Origin of the sequence: Citrobacter sp. HN-141 (assembly GCF_033341895.1) — a bacterium.
GTDB lineage: Bacteria > Pseudomonadota > Gammaproteobacteria > Enterobacterales > Enterobacteriaceae > Citrobacter.
The window spans coordinates 166,310-186,466 of record NZ_JAWPBF010000008.1 but is presented as its reverse complement, the minus strand read 5'-3'; the positions used below and the strand labels follow the sequence as shown (position 1 = coordinate 186,466).

The window sequence follows — 20,157 nt, the reverse complement described above, 5'->3', positions numbered from 1 at the left end:
GGAAGGCGGCAAGGGAGCGAATCCCCAGGAGCTTACTTCAGTAAGTGATTGGGGTGAACGAGCGTAGCCAACGCACATGCAGCTTGAAGTATGACGGGTATAATCCTTTGTGCTATTAACAGCACAAAGGGTGACGAGTAGCTTGACAGATTACAGGATTCGTCCTGTAATCAATGACAAAGGGCGGCTACGGCCGCCCTTAATCAATGCAGCAGCTAATTTTGCCTTTAAGGAACCGGAGGAATCATGACCAAGTCAGAATTGATTGAAAGACTTGCAACCCAGCAACCTCATATTCCCGCGAAAGCGGTTGAAGATGCAGTAAAAGAGATGCTGGAACATATGGCCTCGACTCTTGCGCAGGGCGAGCGTATTGAAATCCGCGGTTTCGGTAGTTTTTCTTTGCATTACCGCGCACCACGCACCGGACGTAATCCGAAGACTGGCGATAAAGTGGATCTGGAAGGAAAATATGTTCCGCACTTTAAACCGGGTAAAGAATTGCGCGATCGCGCCAATATTTACGGTTAAGTCCTCAGCAAGACTTAGCTCCGAGAAAAGCACCTGTATGGGTGCTTTTTTCATTTTTACCTCTCTGTACTGGAATCGCTCTCCCAACCTGGTTGTATGTTACATCTGCAGTTAAATAACAGCGGAATGCACCTCGTTTACCCGTAAATAGTTGCCAGACATCTGCTGAGTTGTCCTGCACACTCTCTGTCACAGGGAGGTGTCATATGAAAATAACAACAATCAGTACGTGTGCGTTATGCGGCATTCTCCCGCTGACGGTATTACCCGTATTACCTGACATGCTGTGCGTCAGCTTTGTATTTGGTCTGGCGTGTCTGCTTTGTCTCATTCCTCATCGATATATGCATTACGCCGGATTAGTCCTGCTGTTTTTCCTGTGGGGAATACTGGCAGCGAAAGAGGTTATCTGGGCTGGGGATACGCTCCCGGCCAAAACACAGCAGGCTATCGTTCAAATAACCGGGACCGACAATATAACCACGCACTACGGTCAGATTACACACCTTCAGGGGAGACGGATATTTCCTGCCGTTGGCGTCGTCCTGTATGGGCAGTACTTACCCGGCGATGTTTGCGCAGGTCAGACATGGGCGATGACGCTGAAAGTTCGCGCTGTGCATGGACAACTGAATGAAGGTGGATTTGATAGCCAGCGCTATGCATTGGCACAGCATCAGCCGCTGACGGGGCGTTTTCTGCAGGCCTCAGTGATTACGCCGCAATGCAGTCTGCGTGCACGTTATCTCTCCTCGCTAAAAACCACGCTTGCCGCCTATCCCTGGCAGCAAGTCATACTGGGACTGGGGATGGGGGAACGTTTGTCCATATCGCAGACGGTAAAAAATATAATGCGTGATACCGGAACCGCACATTTGATGGCCATTTCCGGGCTGCATATTGCTTTTGCCGCACTCCTCGCTGGCGGACTGATACGCGGTGGACAATTTTTTATGCCGGCACGCTGGATCTGCTGGCAGGCTCCGTTAGTCGGGGGTGTGCTCTGCGCTGCATTGTATGCCTGGCTGACGGGGCTGCAGCCACCGGCATTACGCACGGTCACCGCGCTAATGGTATGGGGGATACTAAAACTAAGCGGCAGGCAGTGGAGTGGCTGGGCTGTCTGGATTACCTGCCTGGCAGCAATTGTGGTAGTGGATCCGGTCGCGGTGCTTTCACAAAGCCTGTGGTTGTCTGCTTTCGCCGTAGCGGCGCTGATATTCTGGTATCAGTGGATGCCGATGCCGTACTGGCCGCTCTCGCCTATCGGACGTGCAGTGCTGGCGCTTGCTCATCTTCAACTGGGAATTACGGTACTGCTTCTGCCTGTCCAAATCGCATTATTTCACGGTGTTAGCCTGAGCGCATTCCTGGCCAATTTATTTGCGGTACCGCTGGTCACATTTGTTTCAGTTCCTCTGATATTAGCGGGTATGGTCGTGCATTTAACCGGTCAGGTGATGATTGAGGCAGGGCTGTGGTATCTTGCCGACCGTTCTCTGGCGCTGTTATTTTGGGGACTCAATAGCTTACCGGAAGGATGGCTCAACATTGATGCGCGTTGGCAATGGCTTGCACTGTCCCCATGGCTGATGCTTATTGCATGGCGATTAAATGCCTGGAAAACGCTGCCGGTTGCCTGTTTTACCGGGCTTTTGTTATTGAGTGGACCGTTCTGGAGAACACCCCGCGCTGATTTGTGGCAGGTACATATGCTGGATGTAGGGCAGGGGCTGGCAATAGTGATTGCCCGTAATGGCAAAGCGATTCTCTATGATACCGGGTTGGCCTGGCCCGAGGGCGATAGTGCGCAGCAGTTGATCATTCCCTGGCTACGTTGGCACAATCTGGAACCGCAAGGGGTAATTCTAAGCCACGAACATTTGGATCACCGGGGAGGGTTGCAATCGCTACAGCAAGCCTGGCCGTCGCTGTGGATCAGAAGTCCGTTGGGTTGGAAAGGGCATCTCCCTTGTTTTCGCGGGGAACGCTGGCAATGGCAGGGATTAACATTTAGCGCACATTGGCCAGTCAGTGGAAATAAAGAGCAGGGGAATAACCATTCCTGTGTGGTAAAGGTGGATGACGGACATCAGAGTATTCTTCTGACCGGAGATATTGAATCCCCCGCTGAACAAAAAATGCTAAGTCACTACTGGCAGCATCTGCAGGCTACGTTTGTGCAGGTTCCACACCATGGGAGTAACACGTCATCCTCACTGGCGCTGATACAACGCGTTGGCGGGCAGGCCGCAATAGCCTCAGCATCCCGCTACAATGCCTGGCGTCTACCGTCATGGAAAGTCCGACAGCGTTACCGGCAACAAAATTATCAGTGGCTGGACACACCCCACCAGGGGCAAATCACGCTGGATATTTATCAAAAAAGTTGGCGAATACGCAGCTTACGGGATCAGATTTTACCCCGTTGGTATCATCAGTGGTTTGGCGTGGTGGAGGATAACGGGTAGAATATGCGGCTATTCTAACAAATGCTGGTTTTTTGAATGCATAACGATAAAGATCTCTCTACGTGGCAGACGTTTCGCCGACTATGGCCAACCATAGCGCCTTTTAAATCGGGTCTGATCGTGGCGGGTATAGCGTTAGTCCTTAACGCGGCCAGCGATACCTTCATGTTATCGCTCCTCAAGCCATTACTGGATGATGGTTTTGGTAAAACCGATCGCTCTGTGCTGCTGTGGATGCCGCTGGTGGTCATTGGGCTGATGATAGTTCGTGGTATTACGAGCTATGTCTCCAGCTACTGTATTTCATGGGTGTCAGGCAAAGTGGTCATGACCATGCGTCGCCGCCTGTTTGGTCATATGATGGGCATGCCTGTCGCCTTTTTTGATAAACAGTCTACTGGTACGCTGCTGTCTCGTATTACCTATGATTCAGAGCAGGTCGCGTCTTCGTCTTCCGGTGCATTGATCACTGTGGTACGTGAAGGGGCCTCAATTATTGGCCTGTTTATCATGATGTTCTACTACAGTTGGCAGCTGTCATTGATCCTGATTGTGCTGGCGCCTATCGTGTCGGTGGCCATTCGTGTGGTTTCCAAGCGTTTTCGTAGCATCAGTAAAAACATGCAAAACACCATGGGGCAGGTTACCACCAGCGCAGAGCAGATGCTGAAAGGCCACAAAGAAGTATTGATTTTTGGTGGTCAGGAAGTTGAAACCAAGCGTTTTGACAAAGTCAGCAACAAGATGCGTTTGCAGGGTATGAAGATGGTTTCTGCCTCTTCTATCTCCGATCCTATCATCCAGTTGATCGCTTCTCTGGCTCTGGCCTTCGTGCTATATGCGGCCAGCTTCCCAAGCGTGATGGAAAACCTGACGGCAGGGACAATCACCGTTGTCTTCTCTTCAATGATCGCCCTGATGCGTCCGCTGAAGTCACTGACTAACGTCAATGCCCAGTTCCAGCGCGGTATGGCGGCATGCCAGACCTTATTTACGATTCTGGATAGCGAACAAGAGAAAGATGAAGGTAAACGCGTCATTGAGCGCGCTTCCGGCGATCTGGAGTTCCGTAATGTGACCTTTACCTACCCGGGCCGCGACATTCCTGCGTTACGTAACATCAACCTGAATATTCCGGCGGGCAAAACCGTTGCCCTGGTTGGACGTTCCGGTTCTGGTAAATCTACTATCGCCAGCCTGATCACGCGCTTCTACGATATCGATGAAGGGCAGATTCTGATGGATGGGCACGACCTGCGTGAATACACCCTGTCATCTCTGCGCGATCAGGTGGCGCTGGTATCGCAGAACGTTCACCTGTTCAATGATACGGTTGCCAACAATATCGCCTACGCACGTACCGATATGTATAGCCGTGAGCAGATCGAAAAAGCCGCACAGATGGCCTACGCCATGGATTTCATCAACAAGATGGATGATGGTCTGGATACGGTGATTGGCGAAAACGGCGTGCTGCTTTCAGGTGGTCAGCGCCAGCGTATCGCCATTGCTCGCGCTTTGCTGCGCGACAGTCCGATCCTTATCCTCGATGAAGCTACGTCGGCGCTGGATACTGAATCCGAACGCGCGATTCAGTCTGCACTTGACGAGCTACAGAAAAACCGTACCTCTCTGGTTATTGCTCACCGCCTTTCTACCATTGAACAGGCAGACGAGATAATCGTGGTGGAAGACGGGCTGATTGTTGAGCGCGGAACCCACAGCGAACTGCTTGAGCAGCGTGGGGTTTATGCACAATTACATAAAATGCAATTTGGTCAATGATCGCACGTATCTGGTCCGGTGAATCGCCGTTATGGCGATTATTACTGCCACTTTCCTGGCTATATGGTCTGGTGAGTGGCGGGATTCGTCTATGCTACAAGCTTGGGCTTAAACGTGCATGGCGTGCGCCAGTACCGGTGGTGGTAGTCGGTAATCTGACCGCAGGCGGCAATGGTAAAACACCAGTAGTCATCTGGCTGGTTGAACAGCTGCAGCAACGCGGTATTCGTGTGGGCGTAGTGTCTCGCGGCTATGGCGGGAAAGCAGCGGCCTATCCGCTATTGCTAACGGCAGACACCACTACTGCAGAAGCGGGTGATGAGCCTGTGCTTATCTTTCAACGTACCGGCGTACCCGTAGCGGTATCTCCGGTAAGATCGGATGCGGTAAAAGCGATCCTTGCTCACCATGACGTGCAGATTATTGTGACAGACGATGGGTTACAGCACTATCGTCTGGCACGTGATGTGGAAATCGTGGTGATTGACGGTGTGCGTCGGTTTGGTAACGGCTGGTGGCTCCCTGCGGGTCCAATGCGTGAGCGTGCTGGTCGGCTGAAATCGGTGGATGCCACGATCGTTAATGGCGGCGTTGCGCGACCGGGTGAAATTCCCATGCATCTTGAGCCGGGGCTGGCCGTTAATTTACGTACCGGTGAACGCCGCGATGTCGCGCAACTGTCTGATATTGTTGCCATGGCGGGTATCGGCCATCCACCCCGTTTTTTTGCCACGCTTGAGGCATGTGGTGCCAGGCCACAAAAATGTGTCGCGCTGGCGGACCATCAGTCTCTGACCTACAGTGACGTCAGTGCGTTGTTAGCCGAAGGACAAACGCTGGTGATGACGGAAAAAGATGCCGTCAAATGCCGCGCATTTGCTGATGATAACTGGTGGTATTTACCCGTTGACGCACATCTGTCAGGCGAACGGCCTGATGCGTTGCTGAATAGCTTAATCTCGCTGACTCGCTAACCGATTCAAGCTGCGGCAGCGGATCATTTATGAGGCCATAAATGTCGTTGCCGCACCTTTCTTTGACGGATGCCCGTCATCTTCACCTTGCTGCACAAGGTCTGCTGAAAAAAACACGTCGTCGGGCAACGCCGGCGGATATTCTGGCGACCATTTCTCGCATGTCCCTATTGCAAATCGATACCATCAATATTGTCGCGCGCAGTCCTTACCTGGTGCTGTTTAGTCGTTTAGGCGATTATTCACCCCAGTGGCTGGACGACTCGCTACAGCAGGGCGAACTGATGGAATACTGGGCGCACGAGGCCTGCTTTTTGCCGCGCAGCGACTTTATGCTGATACGCCATCGGATGTTGGCGCCGGAAAAAATGGGCTGGAAATACAAAGCGGCATGGATGAAAGAACATGCGCATGAAATTGAGCAGCTGTTACAGCATATCCAACATAACGGGCCGGTACGTTCAGCCGATTTCGAGCATCCGCGCAAGGGCGCCAGCGGCTGGTGGGAATGGAAACCACAAAAGCGGCATCTGGAAGGGCTTTTTACTTCCGGGAAAGTGATGGTGGTGGAGCGACGTAATTTTCAGCGAGTGTATGATTTAACGCATCGCGTCATGCCTCATTGGGATGACGAGCGTGACCGGCTGTCGCAGGATGAAGCCGAAATTGTGATGCTGGATAATAGCGCTCGTAGTTTGGGTATTTTCCGTGAGCAGTGGTTGGCGGACTACTATCGACTGAAGCGTCCGGCGTTAAAGAACTGGTGTGATATGCGAAGGGAACAGCGACATATAATTCCTGTTGATGTAGAAGGGCTGGGCACCCTGTGGCTGCATAGCAACCTTCGGCCGCAACTGGAACTTGCTCTGGCAGGAAAGTTGACCGCCACTCACAGCGCTGTTTTATCCCCGTTTGATCCGGTGGTCTGGGATCGTAAACGGGCTGAACAGCTGTTTGATTTTAGCTACCGACTGGAATGCTACACGCCAGCGGCCAAACGTCAGTACGGCTATTTTGTCTTACCTCTGTTACATCGCGGCCAGTTGGTTGGACGTATAGATGCCAAGATGCACCGTAAAACCGGTGTACTGGAAGTCATTTCACTGTGGTTACAGGATGGCGTTAGGCCCGGGGTGACGCTGCAAAAAGGCTTGCTCCAGGCCATCAGTGATTTTGCTCGCTGGCAGCAGGCGACGCGAGTGACATTGGGGAATTGCCCGGACGGTTTATTTGCTGACTCTCGGCACGGTTGGGAAATAGACCCAGCCTCTTAATTGATTATGTTAATATTTACGGATTCACAATCCGGTCCATCTGGAGGAACTATGGATCATCGTCTGCTTGAAATCATTGCCTGCCCGGTATGCAATGGAAAACTCTGGTTTAACCAGGAAAAACAGGAACTGATTTGTAAACTGGATAACCTTGCTTTCCCACTGCGCGATGGCATTCCTGTTTTGCTGGAAACCGAAGCCCGTGTTCTGACTGCTGATGAGAGTAAATCATGAGTTTTGTGGTCATTATTCCTGCGCGTTATGCATCCACGCGTTTGCCGGGTAAGCCGCTGCTGGATATCAACGGCAAGCCCATGATTGTGCATGTGCTGGAGCGAGCGCGTGAATCTGGCGCTGAGCGTATTATTGTTGCCACCGATCATGAAGATGTCGCCCGTGCGGTAGAAGCGGTGGGGGGCGAAGTGTGCATGACACGTGCCGATCACCAGTCTGGCACGGAGCGCCTAGCGGAAGTTGTCGAAAAATGTGGTTTTAGCGATGATACCGTTATCGTGAACGTACAGGGTGATGAGCCGATGATCCCGGCGGTCATTATTCGTCAGGTGGCAGAAAATCTGGCGCAACGTCAGGTTGGAATGGCGACGCTGGCAGCCCCCATTCATAGTGCGGAAGAAGCGTTTAATCCGAATGCGGTAAAAGTTGTGCTGGATGCTGAAGGCTATGCCCTCTATTTTTCCCGTGCGACGATCCCATGGGATCGCGACCGTTTTGCCAAAAGCCTCGAAACGGTGGGCGATACCTTCCTGCGTCACCTGGGCATTTACGGTTATCGCGCCGGATTCATTCGCCGCTATGTAAACTGGCAGCCGAGTCCGCTTGAGCATATTGAAATGCTGGAGCAACTGCGTGTGCTGTGGTACGGCGAAAAAATTCACGTCGCCGTGGCTAAGGAAGTTCCTGGCACAGGGGTTGATACCGCTGAAGATCTTGAGCGTGTTCGCGCTGAGATGCGTTAGTTTTTCTCACGATTCTCCATCAAGATACGCTGAATAATGTAAGTTGCAGGAGGCTTTACCCACCTGCAGCTTGAAGTATGACGCGTATTTTTGGGAGGAGTGTCGTATCGTTGCGCTTTCCCTCCACTTTTCTTTTCATCAATTGATCTCATCCGGGTGACATCTGTCTGCACGACGCTCATTATGAAAGCAGTAGCATTTATGAGGGCAATCTGAAATGGAACAGTTGCGTGCCGAACTCAGCCATCTGCTGGGTGAAAAACTCAGTCGTATTGAATGCGTAAATGAAAAAGTGGATACGGCCCTGTGGTCACTGTATGACAGCCAGGGAAATCCGATGCCACTGATGGCGAGAAGTTTCACCACACCGGGGATGGCGCAGCAGTTAGCATGGAAAACCACCATGCTGGCACGCAGCGGGACGGTGCGTATGCCAGTCATTTATGGGGTCTTAACGCACGAAGAGCACCCCGGCCCTGATGTCCTGTTGCTTGAACGTTTACGCGGTGTGCCGGTAGAAGCGCCTGCCCGAACCCCGGAACGCTGGGAGCATTTAAAAGATCAGATCGTGGAAGGCTTATTGTCGTGGCACCGTCAGGACAGTCGTGGCTGTGTGGGGGCGGTGGACAATACGCAAGAGAACCTCTGGCCATCCTGGTATCGGCAGCGTGTTGAAGTGCTATGGAGCACGTTAAACCAGTTCAACAACACCGGACTGACGATGCAGGACAAGCGGATTTTGTTTCGTACCCGAGAATGCTTACCCGCCTTGTTTGAAGGCTTTAATGATAATTGCGTACTGATCCACGGTAATTTCAGTTTACGCAGTATGCTCAAAGATGCCCGTAGCGATCAGCTTCTGGCGATGGTGGGGCCAGGCTTAATGCTGTGGGCGCCGAGAGAGTATGAATTGTTCCGCTTAATGGACAATGCGCTGGCGGAAAGCCTGTTGTGGCAGTATTTACAACGTGCGCCGGTGGCGGAATCATTTATCTGGCGGCGCTGGCTATATGTGTTGTGGGATGAGGTTGCGCAACTGGTCAATACCGGGCGTTTTAGCCGCTCTAACTTTGATCTGGCGACTAAGTCTCTGCTGCCCTGGCTTGCCTGAATATCCGGTTGCGGCCTTGCCGGATGGCGGCGTGAGCGCCTTATCCGGCCTATAATTGAGCACTGAACACGCCGGCCTGATAAGACGCGTGAGTGTCGCCATCAGGCAGCATTTCTGTCAATGTTCTGCTCCCTTCAGCCACTGCCAGATGCGCCCCAACGTTTCGTAACCAACCCGATCGCTATGCATCAGCCAGACAGGCGAAGGAATTACTCGCTCCCACGGATTGAGCGGTGAATCGATGGCCAGTTGATTAGCGGGTGCAGGCAAAGGATGCAGTCCGACCTGCTGAAAGAAAATCATCGCACGCGGTAAGTGCGATGCGGATGTCACCAGCAGGAACGGCGCATCGCCAATAGCCTGTTTTACTGCGGTCGCTTCTTCTTCGGTATCTTTAGGTTTATCCAGCGTAATGATCTCGCTGCGGGGGACGCCCAGCGACTGCGCCACGCGAGCGCCAGCTTCAGCCGTGCTGACGTTATTGGTTTTCGCGGCAGCGCCGGTAAAAATCAGTTTCGATCCGGGGTTCGCTCGCCACAAACGAATACCTTCATTCAGGCGCGGAAGACTATTATTGATGAGGTTAGAACTTGGCGCCCACTGCGGATTCCAGGTATACCCGCCGCCCAGCACCACAATGTATTCCACTTTTTGCGTATCCTGCCAGGTAGGATAACTATCCTCAAGCGGTTTCAGCAGACGATCGGCGACAGGTTGCAGGCTAAGCAGCAAAAGTGCGAGCCAACTCAGGCTGATACACACTTTCCCCGTTTTCTGAAAGCGGCTAAACCAGATCAACCCCAGGCCGATGCCCATCACAAGCAGCATCAACGGAAGCGGCAGCATCATACCGCCAATCACTTTCTTCAGCGTAAAAAGCATCCTTTTTGGTTCCTTTTTTAACCATATAGCAGGGGATCTGCACCGATATTACACCAGGAAGGTTCATTCTCGGCGTGGGTGTGACAAAATAGCGGTTTTACTTAGTCGCCCTAAAGCCAGCCTGTGGAGAGCCCGATGCGGGATCGCAATTTTGATGACATTGCAGAGAAGTTTTCCCGTAACATTTACGGCACCACCAAAGGTCAATTAAGACAGGCTATTCTTTGGCAGGATTTGGATCGCATACTGCCCACGCTCGGTGAACAGAAGTTACATATTCTGGATGCGGGGGGTGGCGAAGGGCAAACGGCCATCAAAATGGCGGAGCGCGGTCACTTCGTGACATTATGCGATCTGTCCGGTGAGATGATCGCCCGTGCGCAACAGGCAGCAGAGGCAAAAGGTGTGAGCGGAAACATGCATTTCATACAATGCGCCGCTCAGGATGTTGCTGCGCATTTGGAAAGCCCGGTTGATCTGATATTGTTTCATGCTGTGCTGGAATGGGTGGCTGAACCAGTTTGCGTGCTGCAAACCCTGTGGTCGGTATTACGCCCCGGCGGCGCGTTATCGCTAATGTTCTACAATGCTAACGGTCTGCTGATGCACAACATGGTCGCAGGGAATTTTGACTATGTGCAGGTTGGGATGCCAAAACGTAAAAAACGTACGCTTTCACCAGACTATCCGCGTGAACCAGGACAGGTTTATCAGTGGCTGGAAGAAATCGGTTGGCAGATAACCGGTAAGACAGGCGTACGCGTGTTTCATGATTATCTGCGAGATAAGCATCAACAGCGTGACGGTTATGAAATGTTACTTGAGCTAGAAACGCGCTATTGCCGCCAGGAGCCGTATATCAGCCTTGGCCGCTATATTCATGTCACCGCGCGCAAACCGCAGATGCAAGGATAACCTATGAGTGAATTTTCCCAGACAGTCCCCGAACTGGTTGCCTGGGCCAGAAAAAATGACTTCTCCATCTCTCTGCCGGTAGACAGACTTTCGTTCCTGCTGGCGGTAGCCACGCTGAACGGTGAGCGACTTGACGGTGAGATGAGCGAAGGCGAGCTGGTGGATGCGTTCCGCCATGTGAGTGATGCGTTTGAGCAAACCAGCGAAACCATCGGTGTTCGCGCCAATAACGCGATTAACGACATGGTTCGTCAACGTCTGCTGAACCGCTTTACCAGCGAGCAGGCGGAAGGTAACGCTATTTATCGTTTAACGCCGCTGGGGATTGGCATCACGGATTACTATATTCGCCAGCGCGAATTCTCGACATTGCGTTTGTCGATGCAGTTGTCGATTGTTGCTGGTGAGCTGAAGCGTGCGGCAGATGCCGCCGCGGAAGGTGGTGATGAATTCCACTGGCACCGCAACGTCTATGCGCCATTGAAGTATTCGGTAGCGGAAATTTTCGACAGTATCGATTTGACTCAGCGCATTATGGATGAGCAGCAGCAGCAGGTAAAAGACGATATCGCACAGTTGCTGAACAAAGACTGGCGGGCGGCAATTTCCAGCTGTGAAATGCTGCTGTCTGAAACGTCTGGTACGCTGCGTGAGCTGCAGGATACGCTGGAAGCCGCAGGCGATAAGCTGCAGGCGAACCTGTTACGCATTCAGGACGCAACGATGGCGCATGACGATTTGCATTTCGTCGACAGGCTGGTGTTCGACCTGCAAAGCAAGCTCGACCGTATTATCAGTTGGGGTCAGCAATCCATCGATTTGTGGATCGGCTACGATCGACACGTGCACAAGTTTATCCGTACCGCTATTGATATGGACAAAAATCGCGTCTTTGCCCAGCGTTTACGTCAGTCTGTCCAGAGCTATTTTGACGATCCGTGGGCGTTGACCTATGCCAATGCCGATCGCCTGCTGGATATGCGTGACGAAGAGATGGTGCTGCGTGATGAAGAGGTCACTGGCGAGTTGCCCGCCGATCTGGAATATGAAGAATTTAACGAGATCCGCGAACAGCTGGCGGCAATTATCGAGGAGCAGTTGGCTATCTATAAATCCAGACAAACGCCACTGGATCTCGGATTGGTCGTGCGCGAGTATCTGGCGCAATACCCACGTGCGCGTCACTTCGACGTTGCGCGTATTGTTATCGATCAGGCGGTACGTCTCGGCGTAGCGCAAGCAGACTTCACCGGACTGCCAGCCAAATGGCAGCCGATTAATGATTACGGAGCCAAGGTACAGGCGCATGTCATTGACAAATATTGAACAAGTGATGCCGGTCAAGCTGGCGCAGGCGCTGGCGAATCCGTTATTTCCGGCGCTGGATAGCGCCTTACGTTCGGGCCGCCATATCGGCCTGGATGAACTGGATAATCATGCCTTCCTGATGGATTTTCAGGAATATTTTGAAGAGTTTTACAGCCGCTATAACGTGGAATTGATTCGTGCACCGGAGGGGTTCTTCTATCTACGCCCACGTTCAACCACGCTTATTCCGCGCTCGGTCTTGTCTGAACTGGACATGATGGTCGGTAAAATTCTTTGCTATCTCTATCTCAGCCCGGAACGTCTGGCGAATGAAGGGATCTTTACCCAGCAAGAACTGTACGACGAGCTGCTAACGCTGGCTGATGAAGCCAAATTGCTGAAGCTCGTGAATAACCGTTCAACCGGTTCAGACGTTGACCGCCAGAAGCTACAGGAAAAGGTACGCTCTTCACTTAACCGCCTGCGCCGTTTAGGCATGGTGTGGTTTATGGGCCACGACAGCAGCAAATTCCGTATTACGGAGTCTGTGTTCCGCTTTGGCGCGGATGTGCGCAGCGGCGACGATCCACGCGAAGCGCAGCGTCGCTTAATTCGTGATGGTGAGGCGATGTCGGTCGAGAACCACCTGCAGCTCAATGATGAGCCAGAAGATAATCAGCCGGACAGTGGAGAGGAAGAATAATGATTGAACGCGGTAAATTTCGCTCACTTACGCTGATTAACTGGAATGGTTTTTTTGCTCGTACGTTTGACCTTGATGAGCTGGTTACCACGCTGTCGGGTGGGAACGGGGCGGGTAAATCCACCACCATGGCGGCATTCGTTACAGCGCTTATCCCGGATTTAACCCTGCTGCATTTTCGTAATACCACCGAAGCCGGTGCAACCAGCGGCTCACGCGATAAAGGTCTGCACGGAAAGCTGAAAGCAGGTGTCTGTTACTCGATGCTTGACGTGCTCAACTCGCGCCATCAGCGTGTGGTCGTTGGCGTGCGTCTGCAGCAGGTTGCCGGGCGCGATCGTAAAGTGGACATCAAGCCGTTTGCGATTCAGGGGTTGCCGATGTCGGTGCAACCAACCCAACTGGTTACGGAAACCCTGAACGAACGCCAGGCTCGCGTTCTGTCTCTCGCCGAGCTGAAAGAGAAGCTTGATGAGATGGAAGGCGTGCAGTTTAAGCAGTTTAACTCAATCACCGATTATCACTCGTTGATGTTCGATTTGGGCATCATTGCCCGTCGTCTGCGCTCTGCCTCCGACCGGAGTAAATTCTATCGCCTGATTGAAGCCTCACTGTATGGCGGTATCTCCAGCGCCATTACCCGCTCGCTGCGCGATTACCTGCTGCCAGAAAACAGCGGCGTGCGTAAAGCGTTCCAGGATATGGAAGCGGCGCTGCGTGAAAACCGTATGACGCTGGAAGCCATTCGCGTCACCCAGTCAGATCGTGACCTGTTTAAGCATTTGATCAGCGAAGCGACCAACTATGTGGCCGCGGATTATATGCGCCACGCCAACGAACGTCGTATCCATCTGGATAAAGCACTGGAATATCGTCGTGAACTGTATACCTCGCGCCAGCAACTGGCGGCAGAGCAGTACAAACACGTGGATATGGCGCGCGAGCTGGGTGAGCATAACGGTGCAGAAGGCGATCTGGAAGCTGATTACCAGGCGGCGAGCGATCACCTGAATCTGGTGCAAACCGCGCTGCGTCAGCAGGAAAAAATTGAACGCTATGAAGCGGATCTCGAAGAACTGCAGGTCCGTCTCGAAGAACAAAATGAGGTGGTTGCGGAAGCCGTTGACCGCCAGGATGAAAATGAAGCCCGTGCGGAAGCCGCCGAGCTGGAAGTGGATGAGCTGAAAAGCCAGTTGGCCGATTACCAGCAAGCGCTGGACGTTCAGCAAACGCGAGCCATCCAGTATACTCAGGCGATTCAGGCGCTGAGCCGAGCCAAAGAGCTTTGCCATTTACCGGATCTCACCGCAGACAGTGCCGCGGAATGGCTGGAAACCTTCCAGGCCAAAGAGCAGGAAGCGACCGAGAAGTTGCTGACGCTGGAACAAAAAATGAGCGTGGCGCAAACTGCGCACAGCCAGTTCGAGCAGGCTTATCAGCTGGTGGCGGCTATTAATGGTCCACTGGCGCGTGGTGATGCCTGGAGCGTCGCACGTGAGCTGCTGCGCGAAGGTGTTGAACAACGTCATCTGGCGGAACAAGTTCAGCCATTGCGCATGCGACTGAGCGAGCTGGAACAGCGTCTGCGCGAACAGCAGGAAGCCGAGCGTCTGCTGGCTGAATTCTGCAAACGTCAGGGTAAGCATTTCGATATCGATGAGCTTGAGGCTCTGCATCAGGAGCTGGAAGCGCGCATTGCCGCCTTGTCTGACAGCGTATCGTCTGCCAGCGAACAGCGGATGGCGCTGCGTCAGGAACAGGAACAGCTGCAATCCCGTATTCAGCATTTAATGCAACGCGCGCCGGTCTGGCTGGCTGCGCAAAATAGCCTGAATCAACTGAGCGAACAGTGCGGCGAAGAGTTTACCTCCAGCCAGGACGTGACCGAGTATTTGCAGCAATTGCTGGAGCGCGAGCGTGAAGCCATTGTTGAGCGTGATGAAGTTGGCGCACGCAAAAACGCGGTTGATGAAGAAATTGAACGTTTAAGTCAGCCGGGCGGGGCGGAAGATCAGCGTCTGAACGCACTGGCGGAACGCTTCGGCGGCGTGCTGCTGTCAGAAATTTATGACGACGTTAGCCTTGAAGATGCGCCGTACTTCTCCGCGCTGTACGGTCCTTCACGCCATGCTATCGTGGTGCCGGATTTGTCGCTGATTACTGAGCAACTTGATGGGCTGACGGATTGCCCGGAAGACCTCTACTTCATCGAAGGGGACCCGCAGTCGTTTGATGACAGCGTCTTCAGCGTCGATGAACTTGAAAAAGCGGTGGTGGTGAAAACCTCCGAGCGCCAGTGGCGTTACTCCCGCTTCCCAACGGTGCCGATTTTTGGTCGTGCCGCGCGTGAAAGCCGTATCGAAACGCTGCATGCTGAGCGTGAGGGGCTGTCTGAACGTTTTGCGACGCTTTCATTCGACGTGCAGAAAACACAGCGTCTGCATCAGGCATTTAGTCGCTTTATCGGCAGCCATCTGTCGGTAGCGTTTGAGGCCGATCCAGAAGCCGAAATTCGTCAGTTGAACAGCCGTCGCGTTGAACTCGAACGTGCGCTCACCAACCATGAAAATGATAACCAGCAAAGCCGTACGCAGTTTGAACAAGCGAAAGAAGGTGTTTCTGCCCTGAACCGCCTGCTGCCGCGTTTAAATTTGCTGGCGGATGACACATTAGCCGATCGCGTGGACGAAATTCGCGAACGCCTGGATGAAGCGCAGGAAGCGGCGCGTTTTATTCAACAACATGGTAATCAGCTGGCCAAACTGGAACCGATGGTTTCCGTTCTGCAAAATGACCCGGAGCAGTTTGAACAGCTGAAAGAAGACTACGCGTATTCTCAGCAGATGCAGCGTGATGCACGTCAGCAGGCCTTTGCGCTCACTGAAGTCGTTCAGCGTCGGGCACATTTTAGTTATTCCGACTCCGCCGAAATGCTCAGCGGTAACAGCGATCTGAATGAGAAACTGCGTGAGCGTCTGGAACACGCGGAGGCTGAGCGTACCCGTGCTCGTGAAGCTTTGCGCAGCCATGCCGCGCAGTTGAGCCAGTACAATCAGGTTATGGCCTCGCTGAAAAGCTCTTATGACACCAAGAAAGAGCTGCTGAACGATTTACAACGCGAACTGCAGGATATCGGCGTTCGTGCTGATAGCGGTGCGGAAGAACGTGCGCGTATTCGTCGTGATGAACTGCATGCGCAGCTCAGTAATAACCGTGCTCGCCGTAATCAACTGGAAAAAGCACTAACCTTCTGCGAAGCAGAGATGGAAAACCTGACCCGCAGATTGCGCAAACTTGAGCGCGATTACCATGAAATGCGTGAGCAGGTGGTGACCGCGAAAGCCGGCTGGTGTGCCGTGATGCGGATGGTAAAAGACAACGGTGTTGAACGTCGCCTGCACCGTCGCGAGCTGGCTTATCTTTCCGGTGATGAGCTGCGTTCGATGTCGGATAAGGCGCTCGGTGCGCTGCGTCTGGCGGTGGCGGATAACGAGCATCTGCGCGATGTGCTGCGCATGTCTGAAGATCCCAAACGACCAGAACGTAAAATCCAGTTCTTCGTGGCGGTCTACCAGCATCTGCGTGAACGTATTCGTCAGGATATCATCCGTACAGACGATCCGGTCGAAGCCATCGAGCAGATGGAGATTGAATTGAGCCGTCTGACGGAAGAGTTAACCTCCCGTGAACAGAAGCTGGCGATCAGCTCGCGCAGCGTGGCGAACATCATCCGTAAGACTATTCAGCGTGAGCAGAACCGTATTCGTATGTTGAACCAGGGTCTGCAAAGCGTGTCGTTCGGTCAGGTAAACAGCGTTCGTCTGAACGTAAATGTGCGTGAAACTCACGCGACTTTGTTGGACGTCCTGTCCGAGCAGCATGAACAGCACCAGGATCTGTTTAACAGCAACCGTCTGACCTTCTCTGAAGCGTTGGCGAAGTTGTATCAGCGTCTTAATCCGCAGATCGACATGGGACAGCGTACGCCACAAACCATTGGTGAAGAACTGCTGGATTACCGCAACTACCTGGAAATGGAAGTTGAAGTTAACCGTGGTTCTGACGGTTGGTTACGTGCTGAATCGGGCGCGTTGTCTACAGGGGAAGCGATCGGGACCGGGATGTCAATCCTCGTGATGGTTGTTCAAAGCTGGGAAGATGAAGGACGCAGACTGCGTGGGAAAGATATCTCGCCATGCCGCCTGTTGTTCCTTGATGAAGCCGCACGGCTCGATGCCCGCTCCATCGCAACCCTGTTTGAACTGTGCGAGCGTTTGCAGATGCAGCTGATTATTGCAGCGCCGGAAAACATCAGCCCGGAGAAAGGCACAACCTACAAACTGGTGCGTAAAGTCTTCCAGAACACCGAACACGTTCACGTGGTGGGTCTGCGTGGTTTTGCCCCTCAGTTACCTGAGCCGTTACCTGGGATAGAAGATGCCTCTTCGCAGGCAAGCTAAGTAAAAAGGCGGCGCTAAAGCCGCCTTTTTCTTTTCCGACATGCGCATGATGCCTGGTGTAATTTCTTTAGACTTCTTTACATTAGGTTAGGCAAAAATGATTTGATGTTTATATACTGAAGGTAAGCCTAACGCGTCACCGGGCTTGCTCGTCATACTTCAGAATGTATTGGCGTTTTACAGGCCCGCTCCCGTGAGAATAACGGGGAATACAGGCGGTCTGGCTACTCAAAGTATGATAAAGAAAACAGGGGGCAAGGGATGTTGCTTAATAAAATGTGTGGTCGTCGGCTGTCGGCAATCAGTTTGTGCCTGGCCGTAACATTCGCTCCACTGTTCAACGCGCAGGCTGATGAGCCTGAAATGATTCCTGGCGACAGCTCTGCGGCCGTCAGCGAACAGCCTACAGCGTTATCGCAACCGCAGGTACAATCTTACGCGACAGGTGTGATGGCGGGAATTCAGTCTCTGCCCAATGGCACATCTGTGGACAAAGCCCGCGCTGAGTTGCAATCTCAGCTACCAGCAGGCTATACGCCGGTTTATATGAGCCAGCTGGAATTGCTGTATGCCGCACGCGAAATGAAACCGATGTGGGAAAATCGTGATGCGGTAAAAGCCTTTCAACAACAGTTAGCCGAAGTGGCGATTGCCGGTTTTCAGCCGCAGTTTAACGCCTGGGTCGCGTTACTGACTGACCCGGCAGTCACTGGCCTGGCTCGTGATACTGTGCTTTCTGATGCGATGATGGGCTATCTCCACTTCATTGCAAATATCCCCGTCAAAGGTAGCCGCTGGCTCTATAGCGATAAGCCTTATGCACTGGCAACGCCACCGCTCTCCGTTGTTAATCAATGGCAGGTGGCGCTGGACAACGGTCAGCTAACTTCATTTATCACCAGCCTTACACCTCAGCATCCACAGTATACCGTGATGCATGAGTCGCTGCTGAAGCTGGTGGGGGATTCGCGACCCTGGCCACGGTTAACCAGCACCACGACGTTGCGCCCCGGTGAATGGAGTAATGATATCCCGGCGCTGCGCGAAATTCTGCGCCGCACCGGGATGCTGAACGCCGGTGTCAGCACGTCTGCCAAAGAAGGGCGTAGCGCCTACGATCGCGAACTTGTTGACGCGGTGAAACGTTTTCAGACATGGCAGGGGCTGGGGGCCGATGGCACGATTGGTCCTGCAACGCGCGACTGGCTGAATGTCACGCCTGCTCAGCGCGCAGGCGTGCTGGCGCTTAATATTCAGCGTTTGCGCCTGCTGCCGAGTGAGTTGTCTACCGGCATCATGGTGAATATTCCCGCGTACTCGTTGGTCTATTACCAGAATGGCAATCAGGTGCTGGCTTCCCGTGTTATCGTCGGACGTCCCGATCGTAAAACGCCGATGATGAGCAGCGCGTTGAATAACGTGGTTGTAAACCCACCGTGGAACGTGCCGCCGACGCTGGCGCGTAAGGATATACTGCCTAAATTGTGGAACGATCCGGGGTACCTTGAGCGTCACGGGTATACTGTAATGCGCGGCTGGAACAGCAAAGAGACGATAGATCCGTGGCAGGTTGACTGGGCTACAATCACCGCCTCGAATCTGCCGTTCCGCTTCCAACAGGCTCCGGGCGCGCGCAATTCGCTGGGGCGCTATAAATTCAACATGCCGAGTTCTGACGCCATCTATCTGCACGATACGCCAAACCATAATTTGTTCCAGAAGGATACTCGGGCGCTAAGTTCTGGCTGTGTGCGCGTGAATAAGGCCTCGGAACTGGCGAATATGCTGCTGCAGGATGCAGGCTGGAATGATACGCGCATCTCGGATGCCCTGAAGCAAGGGGATACGCGGTATGTCAATATTCGCCAGAATATTCCGGTCAACCTGTACTATCTGACAGCGTTTGTGGGAAGCGATGGGCGTACGCAGTATCGAACAGATATTTACAATTACGATCAGACAGCGCGATCCAGCGCACAAATCATGTCGAAAGCTGAGCAATTAATCAGATAAATGAAGCAGTTCGAGGAAAATGATTGTCGTAAGTTATGACGAAAACGGGGCAGGATGGCTGTAAGCCCCGTATTTCCTGGGTTTGGGAGCCTTGACGTGGACTACTTAGCCAGATAAGGTTTCCCGCGTGCGCTAGAGCATACATACGATAACATTGACCTGTAGACCTTAATACCATGGACAAATTTGACGCTAATCGCCGCAAATTGCTGGCGCTTGGTGGCATTGCCCTCGGCGCTGCCATCCTGCCCACGCCTGCGTTTGCAACACTCTCCACCCCACGTCCGCGTATATTGACGCTGAATAACCTGCATACCGGTGAGTCAATTAAAGCAGAGTTTTTTGATGGCAGGGGCTATATTCAGGACGAATTAGCAAAACTTAATCACTTTTTCCGTGACTTTCGGGCCAATAAAGTGAAATCCATTGACCCGGGATTGTTTGATCAACTCTTCCGTCTGCAGGGACTGCTGGGTACGCGTAAACCCGTACAACTGATCTCTGGCTATCGCTCCATCGATACCAATAACGAACTCCGTGCACGTAGTCGTGGTGTAGCAAAGAAAAGCTACCATACGAAAGGACAGGCCATGGATTTCCATATTGAAGGCATCGCATTAAGTAATATTCGCAAAGCTGCGTTATCTATGCGCGCAGGTGGTGTAGGATACTACCCCAGCAGTAACTTTGTGCATATTGACACCGGGCCCGCACGGCACTGGTGATCCGTAAGCTTAATGAAACAGGAGCTGT

At 52.8% G+C, this 20,157-nt stretch carries 15 protein-coding genes; 14 read left to right on the top strand and 1 reads right to left on the bottom strand.

The genetic code is table 11. From position 1 onward, the window contains the following. Positions 1-246 precede the first annotated feature (246 nt). The 8 genes from ihfB to RYZ59_RS12030 all read left to right on the top strand — a co-directional run bounded on the left by ihfB (position 247) and on the right by RYZ59_RS12030 (position 9,123). Positions 247-531, top strand: coding sequence for an integration host factor subunit beta (gene ihfB / locus RYZ59_RS12065; protein ID WP_003035780.1), 285 nt, complete (start codon positions 247-249; stop codon positions 529-531). A 206-nt stretch (positions 532-737) separates the two neighbouring features. Beyond that, positions 738-3,002 (top strand): ComEC family protein, encoded by a 2,265-nt coding sequence (locus RYZ59_RS12060; RefSeq protein ID WP_318047967.1) that lies wholly within the window; start codon positions 738-740, stop codon positions 3,000-3,002. A gap of 36 nt (positions 3,003-3,038) precedes the next feature. Then, positions 3,039-4,787 (top strand): lipid A ABC transporter ATP-binding protein/permease MsbA, encoded by a 1,749-nt coding sequence (gene msbA, locus RYZ59_RS12055; RefSeq protein ID WP_048212139.1) that lies wholly within the window; start codon positions 3,039-3,041, stop codon positions 4,785-4,787. After that, positions 4,784-5,761, top strand: a complete 978-nt coding sequence (gene lpxK, locus RYZ59_RS12050) for a tetraacyldisaccharide 4'-kinase (protein ID WP_202039022.1) — start codon at positions 4,784-4,786, stop codon at positions 5,759-5,761. Before msbA ends, lpxK begins: the two co-directional genes overlap by 4 nt. A 41-nt stretch (positions 5,762-5,802) precedes the next feature. After that, entirely contained in the window at positions 5,803-7,035 is a 1,233-nt protein-coding gene (locus RYZ59_RS12045) for a winged helix-turn-helix domain-containing protein (RefSeq protein WP_318047968.1), read from the top strand. A gap of 51 nt (positions 7,036-7,086) precedes the next feature. Further along, positions 7,087-7,269 carry a protein YcaR gene (ycaR, locus tag RYZ59_RS12040; protein ID WP_003035793.1) on the top strand — a complete coding sequence of 61 codons (183 nt, stop codon included), beginning with the start codon at positions 7,087-7,089 and terminating at the stop codon, positions 7,267-7,269. Beyond that, on the top strand, positions 7,266-8,012 hold the full coding sequence (gene kdsB / locus RYZ59_RS12035; protein ID WP_016152452.1) for a 3-deoxy-manno-octulosonate cytidylyltransferase: 747 nt from the start codon (positions 7,266-7,268) through the stop codon (positions 8,010-8,012). Before ycaR ends, kdsB begins: the two co-directional genes overlap by 4 nt. A 217-nt stretch (positions 8,013-8,229) precedes the next feature. Beyond that, positions 8,230-9,123 carry a YcbJ family phosphotransferase gene (locus tag RYZ59_RS12030; RefSeq protein ID WP_137382824.1) on the top strand — a complete coding sequence of 298 codons (894 nt, stop codon included), beginning with the start codon at positions 8,230-8,232 and terminating at the stop codon, positions 9,121-9,123. A 117-nt stretch (positions 9,124-9,240) separates the two neighbouring features. Here RYZ59_RS12030 and elyC read toward each other — a convergent pair whose 3' ends face one another. After that, positions 9,241-10,005 carry an envelope biogenesis factor ElyC gene (gene elyC / locus RYZ59_RS12025; protein WP_318047969.1) on the bottom strand — a complete coding sequence of 255 codons (765 nt, stop codon included), beginning with the start codon at positions 10,003-10,005 and terminating at the stop codon, positions 9,241-9,243. A 135-nt stretch (positions 10,006-10,140) separates the two neighbouring features. Between elyC and cmoM the strand changes: the two genes are divergently transcribed. The 6 genes from cmoM (at position 10,141) to RYZ59_RS11995 (ending at position 20,129) form a co-directional block, all read left to right on the top strand. Beyond that, on the top strand, positions 10,141-10,920 hold the full coding sequence (cmoM, locus tag RYZ59_RS12020) for a tRNA uridine 5-oxyacetic acid(34) methyltransferase CmoM (protein WP_318047970.1): 780 nt from the start codon (positions 10,141-10,143) through the stop codon (positions 10,918-10,920). 3 nt (positions 10,921-10,923) lie between these two features. Then, positions 10,924-12,246, top strand: a complete 1,323-nt coding sequence (mukF, locus tag RYZ59_RS12015; protein ID WP_048212134.1) for a chromosome partition protein MukF — start codon at positions 10,924-10,926, stop codon at positions 12,244-12,246. Beyond that, complete coding sequence (gene mukE / locus RYZ59_RS12010) at positions 12,227-12,931, top strand: chromosome partition protein MukE (RefSeq protein ID WP_137382828.1); 705 nt, start codon at positions 12,227-12,229, stop codon at positions 12,929-12,931. The genes mukF and mukE overlap by 20 nt, the downstream gene beginning before the upstream one ends. Continuing rightward, positions 12,931-17,391 (top strand): chromosome partition protein MukB, encoded by a 4,461-nt coding sequence (gene mukB, locus RYZ59_RS12005; RefSeq protein ID WP_318047971.1) that lies wholly within the window; start codon positions 12,931-12,933, stop codon positions 17,389-17,391. Before mukE ends, mukB begins: the two co-directional genes overlap by 1 nt. A gap of 261 nt (positions 17,392-17,652) precedes the next feature. Further along, positions 17,653-19,404 (top strand): L,D-transpeptidase, encoded by a 1,752-nt coding sequence (gene ldtD / locus RYZ59_RS12000; protein WP_202039016.1) that lies wholly within the window; start codon positions 17,653-17,655, stop codon positions 19,402-19,404. 176 nt (positions 19,405-19,580) lie between these two features. Beyond that, positions 19,581-20,129, top strand: a complete 549-nt coding sequence (locus tag RYZ59_RS11995; RefSeq protein WP_003831948.1) for a YcbK family protein — start codon at positions 19,581-19,583, stop codon at positions 20,127-20,129. Positions 20,130-20,157: the final 28 nt, after the last annotated feature.

Excerpts from the sequence above, each read along its gene's own strand:
- ihfB (WP_003035780.1), top strand. The coding sequence starts at position 247 with ATGACCAAGTCAGAATTGATTGAAAGACTTGCAACCCAGCAACCTCAT.
- RYZ59_RS12060 (WP_318047967.1), top strand. The coding sequence starts at position 738 with ATGAAAATAACAACAATCAGTACGTGTGCGTTATGCGGCATTCTCCCG.
- msbA (WP_048212139.1), top strand. The coding sequence starts at position 3,039 with ATGCATAACGATAAAGATCTCTCTACGTGGCAGACGTTTCGCCGACTA.
- lpxK (WP_202039022.1), top strand. The coding sequence starts at position 4,784 with ATGATCGCACGTATCTGGTCCGGTGAATCGCCGTTATGGCGATTATTA.
- RYZ59_RS12045 (WP_318047968.1), top strand. The coding sequence starts at position 5,803 with ATGTCGTTGCCGCACCTTTCTTTGACGGATGCCCGTCATCTTCACCTT.
- ycaR (WP_003035793.1), top strand. The coding sequence starts at position 7,087 with ATGGATCATCGTCTGCTTGAAATCATTGCCTGCCCGGTATGCAATGGA.
- kdsB (WP_016152452.1), top strand. The coding sequence starts at position 7,266 with ATGAGTTTTGTGGTCATTATTCCTGCGCGTTATGCATCCACGCGTTTG.
- RYZ59_RS12030 (WP_137382824.1), top strand. The coding sequence starts at position 8,230 with ATGGAACAGTTGCGTGCCGAACTCAGCCATCTGCTGGGTGAAAAACTC.
- elyC (WP_318047969.1), bottom strand. The coding sequence starts at position 10,005 with ATGCTTTTTACGCTGAAGAAAGTGATTGGCGGTATGATGCTGCCGCTT.
- cmoM (WP_318047970.1), top strand. The coding sequence starts at position 10,141 with ATGCGGGATCGCAATTTTGATGACATTGCAGAGAAGTTTTCCCGTAAC.
- mukF (WP_048212134.1), top strand. The coding sequence starts at position 10,924 with ATGAGTGAATTTTCCCAGACAGTCCCCGAACTGGTTGCCTGGGCCAGA.
- mukE (WP_137382828.1), top strand. The coding sequence starts at position 12,227 with ATGTCATTGACAAATATTGAACAAGTGATGCCGGTCAAGCTGGCGCAG.
- mukB (WP_318047971.1), top strand. The coding sequence starts at position 12,931 with ATGATTGAACGCGGTAAATTTCGCTCACTTACGCTGATTAACTGGAAT.
- ldtD (WP_202039016.1), top strand. The coding sequence starts at position 17,653 with ATGTTGCTTAATAAAATGTGTGGTCGTCGGCTGTCGGCAATCAGTTTG.
- RYZ59_RS11995 (WP_003831948.1), top strand. The coding sequence starts at position 19,581 with ATGGACAAATTTGACGCTAATCGCCGCAAATTGCTGGCGCTTGGTGGC.